The following is a 6629-nucleotide window of genomic DNA, read 5'->3' as shown; positions in this document are numbered from 1 at the left end:
CGCAGCGGCGTCACCGTGACCTGAACACGGTGACGCCGCTGCAGTTTTCCATGAAATTTCCCGGTATGCGAGGATTCCGGCAGTGGCCGAAAACGGGTCGGCCGCCCCGTCGCCGCCGTCACCCTCGCCCCATCGCCCTCGTCAGCTCGATCTCGATCACCACGCGGTCGGGATTCGGCGTCGGAGTGCGCCCGTACCGCTCCGCGTACCGCCGCTCCGCCTCCGCCACCCGCTCCCGCTCGGTCAGCACCCGCGCCCGCCCCTCCAGCGTCGCCCACCTCGCCCCGTCCACCTGGCAGACGGCCACCCGGGCCCCCTCCGGTCCCGCGGCCAGCACATGGCCGACCTTCGCGCTCGACTTGAGCGCGATCACCCGAGCAAGCCGCGCCCCGCTGTCGTATGTCACTCCGACAGGCACGACATGAGGGCTGCCGTCCGCGCGCAGGGTCGTCAGGGTGCACAGGTGCCTCTCCTGCCAGAAGGTGAGGTACGGCGCGTCCGGCGCGCCAGGATCCTGGGGGTATGCGGCCATGGCCCGGAACCTAGTCGTTGAAGACCTCCCCCGACTACCTTGAGCGGAATAGACTCAACTTTGTGTACGCTGACTCAGTCAGTACTGGGAGACGCTGACGCCAGGAGGAGAACGGACACGTGGACGCCGAGCTGACCAACAGGAGCCGGGACGCGATCAACGCGGCCAGTAACCGGGCCGTGACCGAGGGGCACCCGGATCTCACCCCCGCCCACCTGCTGCTGGCTCTGCTCCAGGGGCAGGAGAACGAGAACATCATCGACCTGCTGGCGGCCGTCGACGCCGACCAGGCCTCCATCCGGGCCGGCGCGGAGAAGGCGCTCGCCGCGCTGCCCAGCGTGACCGGTTCCACCGTCGCGCCCCCGCAGCCCAGCCGTGAGCTGCTCGCCGTGATCGCGGACGCGCAGGCGCGGGCCAAGGAACTCGGGGATGAATATCTCTCCACCGAGCATCTGCTCATCGGGATCGCGGCGAAGGGGGGCGCCGCCGGTGACGTACTCACCCAGCAGGGCGCCGGTGCGAAGAAGCTGCTGGACGCCTTCCAGAAGGCCCGCGGCGGACGCCGGGTGACCAGCGCCGACCCCGAGGGGCAGTACAAGGCGCTGGAGAAGTTCGGGACGGACTTCACGGCCGCCGCCCGCGAGGGCAAGCTCGACCCCGTCATCGGGCGGGACCAGGAGATCCGGCGGGTCGTGCAGGTGCTCAGCCGCCGTACCAAGAACAACCCCGTCCTCATCGGCGAGCCCGGCGTCGGCAAGACCGCCGTCGTCGAGGGGCTCGCCCAGCGCATCGTCAAGGGTGACGTGCCGGAGTCGCTGAAGAACAAGCGGCTGGTCGCGCTCGATCTGGGCGCCATGGTCGCGGGCGCGAAGTACCGCGGTGAGTTCGAGGAGCGGCTCAAGACCGTTCTCGCCGAGATCAAGGACTCCGACGGGCAGATCATCACGTTCATTGATGAGTTGCACACCGTCGTCGGGGCTGGTGCCGGCGGTGACTCCGCGATGGACGCCGGGAACATGCTCAAGCCCATGCTCGCCCGCGGTGAGCTGCGCATGGTCGGCGCCACCACCCTCGACGAGTACCGCGAGCGGATCGAGAAGGACCCCGCTCTGGAGCGCCGCTTCCAGCAGGTGCTGGTCGCCGAGCCGACCGTCGAGGACACCATCGCGATCCTGCGCGGCCTCAAGGGGCGCTACGAGGCCCACCACAAGGTTCAGATCGCCGACAGCGCGCTGGTGGCCGCCGCCACCCTCTCCGACCGGTACATCACCTCCCGCTTCCTCCCCGACAAGGCCATCGACCTCGTCGACGAGGCCGCCTCCCGGCTCCGTATGGAGATCGACTCCTCGCCGGTCGAGATCGACGAACTCCAGCGCTCCGTCGACCGGTTGCGCATGGAGGAACTCGCCCTCGACAAGGAGACCGACCCCGCCTCCCGCGAGCGCCTGGACAAGCTGCGCCGCGACCTCGCCGACCGGGAGGAGGAGCTGCGGGGCCTCAACGCCCGCTGGGAGAAGGAGAAGCAGTCCCTCAACCGCGTCGGTGAGCTGAAGGAACGGCTGGACGAAACCCGCGGCCTGGCCGAACGCGCCCAGCGCGACGGCGACTTCGACTCCGCCTCCAAGCTGCTGTACGGCGAGATCCCCGCCCTGGAGAAGGAGCTGGAGGCCGCCTCCGCCGCCGAGGAGGAGGTCGCCAAGGGCACCATGGTCAAGGAGGAGGTCGGCTCCGACGACATCGCCGACGTGGTCGGGGCGTGGACCGGCATCCCCGCCGGGCGCCTCCTGGAGGGCGAGACGCAGAAGCTGCTGCGCATGGAGGACGAGCTGGGCAAGCGGCTCATCGGCCAGTCCGAGGCCGTACGGGCCGTCTCCGACGCCGTACGCCGCACCCGCGCGGGCATCGCCGACCCGGACCGCCCCACCGGCTCCTTCCTCTTCCTCGGCCCGACCGGCGTCGGCAAGACCGAGCTCGCCAAGGCCCTCGCCGACTTCCTCTTCGACGACGAGCGGGCGATGGTCCGCATCGACATGAGCGAGTACGGCGAGAAGCACAGCGTGGCCCGACTGGTCGGTGCGCCTCCCGGCTACGTCGGCTACGAGGAGGGCGGCCAGCTGACCGAGGCCGTGCGGCGCAGGCCGTACAGCGTGATCCTGCTGGACGAGGTCGAGAAGGCCCACCCCGAGGTCTTCGACATCCTCCTCCAGGTGCTGGACGACGGACGGCTCACCGACGGCCAGGGCCGCACGGTCGACTTCCGCAACACGATCCTCGTCCTGACCTCCAACCTGGGCAGCCAGTTCCTGGTCGACCCGATCACGAGTGAGGAGGAGAAGAAGGAGCAGGTCCTTGAGGTGGTCCGGACCTCCTTCAAGCCCGAGTTCCTCAATCGTCTGGACGACCTGGTCGTCTTCTCCGCCCTGGACAAGGTCGAGCTGGCCCGGATCGCCCGGCTCCAGATAGACCGCCTCGCGAAGCGGCTCGCCGAGCGCCGGCTGTCCCTTGAGGTCACCGACGAGGCGCTGGCCTGGCTCGCCGACGAGGGCAACGACCCGGCCTACGGCGCCCGCCCCCTGCGCCGCCTCGTCCAGACCGCCATCGGCGACCGGCTGGCCAAGGAGATCCTGGCCGGCGAGATCAAGGACGGCGACACGGTCCGGGTGGACGCCTTCGGCGACGGCCTGATCGTCGGCCCGTCGACGGGCAAGACGCTCTAGCCGCGCGCATGGCCGGGCCCGCCACCACCCCGGTGGCGGGCCCGGCTCAGTTCTGCTGGTCATGACCGTGTCACCGTGCAGTGACCGGATCGAGTCAGCCCAGGGCTGACCGGACCCGTCAGGGCTTGCCACCCCCCTCCCCGCATGGGGGAGGATGGCGGAATCCGTACGAAGGGAAAATCACGGTGAGCATCGACCCGTCCTCGATTCCGAACTTCGGGGGGCAGCAGCCGCAGTCCGGGCCGCCGCCCGGCCCCGTGGTCCCGGATCAGGACCTCGTGAAGCAGCTCCTCGACCAGATGGAGCTGAAGTACGTCGTCGACGACGAGGGTGACCTCGCGGCGCCGTGGGAGCAGTTCCGTACGTACTTCATGTTCCGCGGCGAGGATGACCAGCAGGTCTTCTCGGTGCGGACGTTCTACGACCGGCCCCACAAGATCGACGAGAAGCCTCTGCTCCTGGAGTCGATCGACGACTGGAACCGCCGGACGCTGTGGCCCAAGGTCTACAGCCACACGCACGACGACGGCACCGTCCGCCTCATCGGCGAGGCGCAGATGCTGATCGGCACCGGTGTGAGCCTGGAGCACTTCGTCTCGTCGACGGTCAGCTGGGTGCGGGCCGCCATCGAGTTCGACAAGTGGCTCGTCGAGCAGCTCGGCCTGGAGCAGGAGATCAACGACGCGGACAAGCCCGAGGACGACGAGGAGTAGCCCTCGGCACGGCTCGGACGGAGCCCGACCGGGACACGGCCACCCTGGCCGCGTGCCGGGCGGGCTCCTGCCGTTTCCGCCCGCCCCGTCCCGCTCCTCACATGGCCCGCAGCCGCTTCGCCGCCTCCTCCAGCACCTCCGTGCGCTTGCAGAACGCGAACCGTACGAACGGCGCCCCCTCCTCCCGGTGGTCGTAGAAGACCGCGTTGGGGATGGCGACCACCCCGGCCCGCTCCGGCAGCGCGCGGCAGAAGGCGAAGCCGTCGCTCTCGCCGAGGGGGCGGATGTCGGTGGTGATGAAGTAGGTGCCGGCGGTCCTGAACACCTCGAACCCGGCCTCCGCGAGCCCCGCCGCCAGCACGTCCCGCTTGGCCAGCATGTCCGCGCGGAAGGCCGTGAAGTAGCTGTCGGGCAGGGCGAGCGCCTCGGCGACCGCGTACTGGAACGGGCCCGACGAGACGTACGTCAGGAACTGCTTCGCCGAGCGCACCGCCGTGACCAGGGCGGACGTCGAGGTCACCCAGCCGACCTTCCAGCCGGTGAAGGAGAAGGTCTTCCCCGCCGACCCGATCGTCACCGTCCGCTCGCGCATGCCAGGGAAGGTCGCGAGCGGCAGATGCCCGGCGTCGTCGAAGACCAGGTGCTCGTACACCTCGTCGGTCACCACCAGCAGATCCCGCTCCACCGCCAGCTCGGCGATCGCGGCCAGCTCCGCCCGGGTGAGGACGGTGCCGGTGGGGTTGTGCGGGGTGTTGATCAGCAGCAGCCGGGTACGGTCCGTCACCGCCGCCCGCAGCTCGTCCAGGTCGAGCCGGAAGCTGGCGCCCTCGTCGAAGTGTGGGCGCAGCGTGACCGGCACGCGCGTTCCGCCCGCCATGGCGATACAGGCCGCGTAGGAGTCGTAGTACGGCTCCAGGGCGATGACCTCGTCGCCGGGCTCAAGCAGGGCGAGCAGCGCGGCCGCGATGGCCTCGGTGGCGCCCGCGGTGACCAGGACCTCGGTGTCGGGGTCGTACGCCAGGCCGTAGCGCCGCTCCTGGTGCGCGGCGATCGCGAGGCGCAGCTCGGGGACGCCGGGGCCCGGCGGGTACTGGTTGCCGCGCCCGTCCCGCAGCGCCCGCACGGCCGCCTCACGGACCTCCTCGGGCCCGTCGGTGTCGGGGAAGCCCTGCCCCAGATTGATGGACCCCGTGCTCAGGGCCAGCGCGGACATCTCGGCGAAGATCGTCGTCCCGAACTCGGCGAGCCGGCGGTTGAGCAGCGGGCGGGAGATGGAGGTCATGCGGGTCATCCTGCGCTCAAGCTCTGGAGTTCCTCAACTCTGCTTTGGGCTTCGCAAGGGCCGGGCATCTGACTGCCACGCACCGAGCGGGAGGCGCCCACGGGGGGACGTCTCGGGCCGCTTCGGGGGAACGGAAGGAGGCTGACGCCATGGGTACGTTCTTCGTGGTGGCGCTGGTCGCAGTGGTCGTTGTGGTGATCGTCAAGTCCGCCGCCGGCAGCGGCCGCACCCGCAGGGGGCGTTCGCGCAGCGGCAGCTGGTGGGCCGGCGGGGGCGGTGGATCGTCGTCGTCCTGCGGGGGTGGTGGCTCCTCCTGTGGTGGCGGCTCGTCCTGCGGAGGCGGGTCGTCCTGCGGTGGAGGAGGCGGGGGCGGATGCGGTGGCGGAGGCAGCTGACACGGGGCAGCTGAGCTCCCCGAGCAGGGGGAACCGCATCCATGAGGAGCGGGGCCGGTGTCTGGGACCGGCCCCGCTTTCGTATATCGAGTACGTGCCCCGGCGCACGCCCCGTACCCATCGGCGCACGCCGGAGTTGAACAGTTGAGCTGATAAGCCCTCTGAGGGATGGAAACCCTACGAACTTGGGTAAAAACGCTGTGGCGGCGCCCTAGTTCATGATTCAGTGAAATTCACCAACGCAGCCCCTCGGACGTCCCGCGGACCCCTTCCGACCGGCCGACCCATGGGCTGACCGGGCCGATCCCCCGGTGCCGGCCGGGGCGCGCCGGAGACCCACACCTCCCTTTCTTGCGTGCTTGCGGAGCCGACCCATGCTCACGACCCTGAACACCGCCTATACCGACACGCGCGCGGCCGATCTCGCCTGGGCCCTGGGGCGCGAGCCGCTGCCCGCGCTGGCCACGCTCGACCTCGAACTGACCGGTGCGAAGCTTCAGTTGAGACTGCTCGGCGCGTCCCACCAGGTGCTGCTGGAGGAGCAGCGCGGCATCTGTTCGGAGACGGTGGCCTGTATGCCCGGCAGCAGCACACCCCTGCCGCTCGGAGTGGCCAAGCGGGTGGGCGACTGGGAGTACGAGTTCGCGGCCCGGGTCGAGCTCCTGTCACCGGGTCAGTTCGCGGGCCGCGCCCAGGAGTTGCTCGCCCTGGTCGCCGACCATCCGCACGGCCTCGCCGGCGTCTTCCCCGGCAGCCCGCACGCCTTCACCGCGATGCTGGCCCAGCACCACGAGGGGCAGGTCCACTGGCGCACCTGGCACGCGTACCCGCAGGACGGGCAGTTGGTGGCGACGCGGACCAGGGTGGGAGCGCGGTCCTCGGCGGCCGCCGCCCGGCGCCGGGCGGCGTCATTCAGCCCGACCGGCGTCTGAGAACACAAACGTCCCGCTCCTCAACACCACACGTGTGGGTGACGAAGCGTACCCCGGC

The 6629-nt window shown here is 70.3% G+C and carries 6 protein-coding genes; 4 read left to right on the top strand and 2 right to left on the bottom strand.

Annotated elements, in window-relative coordinates; translation table 11 throughout:
• Positions 1–118: 118 nt before the first annotated feature.
• Positions 119–532 (bottom strand): pyridoxamine 5'-phosphate oxidase family protein, encoded by a 414-nt coding sequence (locus tag IE325_RS36105; protein WP_190074374.1) that lies wholly within the window; start codon positions 530–532, stop codon positions 119–121.
• Between the two features lie 119 nt (positions 533–651).
• Here IE325_RS36105 and clpB point away from each other — a divergent pair, with 119 nt between their 5' ends.
• Both clpB and IE325_RS36095 read left to right on the top strand, forming a co-directional pair.
• Positions 652–3249 carry an ATP-dependent chaperone ClpB gene (gene clpB, locus IE325_RS36100; RefSeq protein WP_190074373.1) on the top strand — a complete coding sequence of 866 codons (2598 nt, stop codon included), beginning with the start codon at positions 652–654 and terminating at the stop codon, positions 3247–3249.
• Between the two features lie 185 nt (positions 3250–3434).
• Positions 3435–3962 (top strand): YbjN domain-containing protein, encoded by a 528-nt coding sequence (locus IE325_RS36095; RefSeq protein ID WP_190074372.1) that lies wholly within the window; start codon positions 3435–3437, stop codon positions 3960–3962.
• A gap of 97 nt (positions 3963–4059) precedes the next feature.
• Here IE325_RS36095 and IE325_RS36090 read toward each other — a convergent pair whose 3' ends face one another.
• Positions 4060–5253 (bottom strand): pyridoxal phosphate-dependent aminotransferase, encoded by a 1194-nt coding sequence (locus IE325_RS36090; RefSeq protein ID WP_190074371.1) that lies wholly within the window; start codon positions 5251–5253, stop codon positions 4060–4062.
• Positions 5254–5393: 140 nt separating this feature from the next.
• Here IE325_RS36090 and IE325_RS36085 point away from each other — a divergent pair, with 140 nt between their 5' ends.
• Both IE325_RS36085 and IE325_RS36080 read left to right on the top strand, forming a co-directional pair.
• The gene (locus IE325_RS36085) at positions 5394–5639 is read left to right on the top strand and encodes a hypothetical protein (RefSeq protein WP_190074370.1); all 246 of its coding nucleotides are present in this window, start codon (positions 5394–5396) and stop codon (positions 5637–5639) included.
• 374 nt (positions 5640–6013) lie between these two features.
• On the top strand, positions 6014–6571 hold the full coding sequence (locus IE325_RS36080; RefSeq protein ID WP_190074369.1) for a DUF2617 family protein: 558 nt from the start codon (positions 6014–6016) through the stop codon (positions 6569–6571).
• Positions 6572–6629: the final 58 nt, after the last annotated feature.

It is taken from the genome of Streptomyces lanatus, assembly GCF_014655715.1.
GTDB lineage: Bacteria > Actinomycetota > Actinomycetes > Streptomycetales > Streptomycetaceae > Streptomyces > Streptomyces lanatus.
This window is presented reverse-complemented; position numbering and strand designations above follow the sequence as displayed.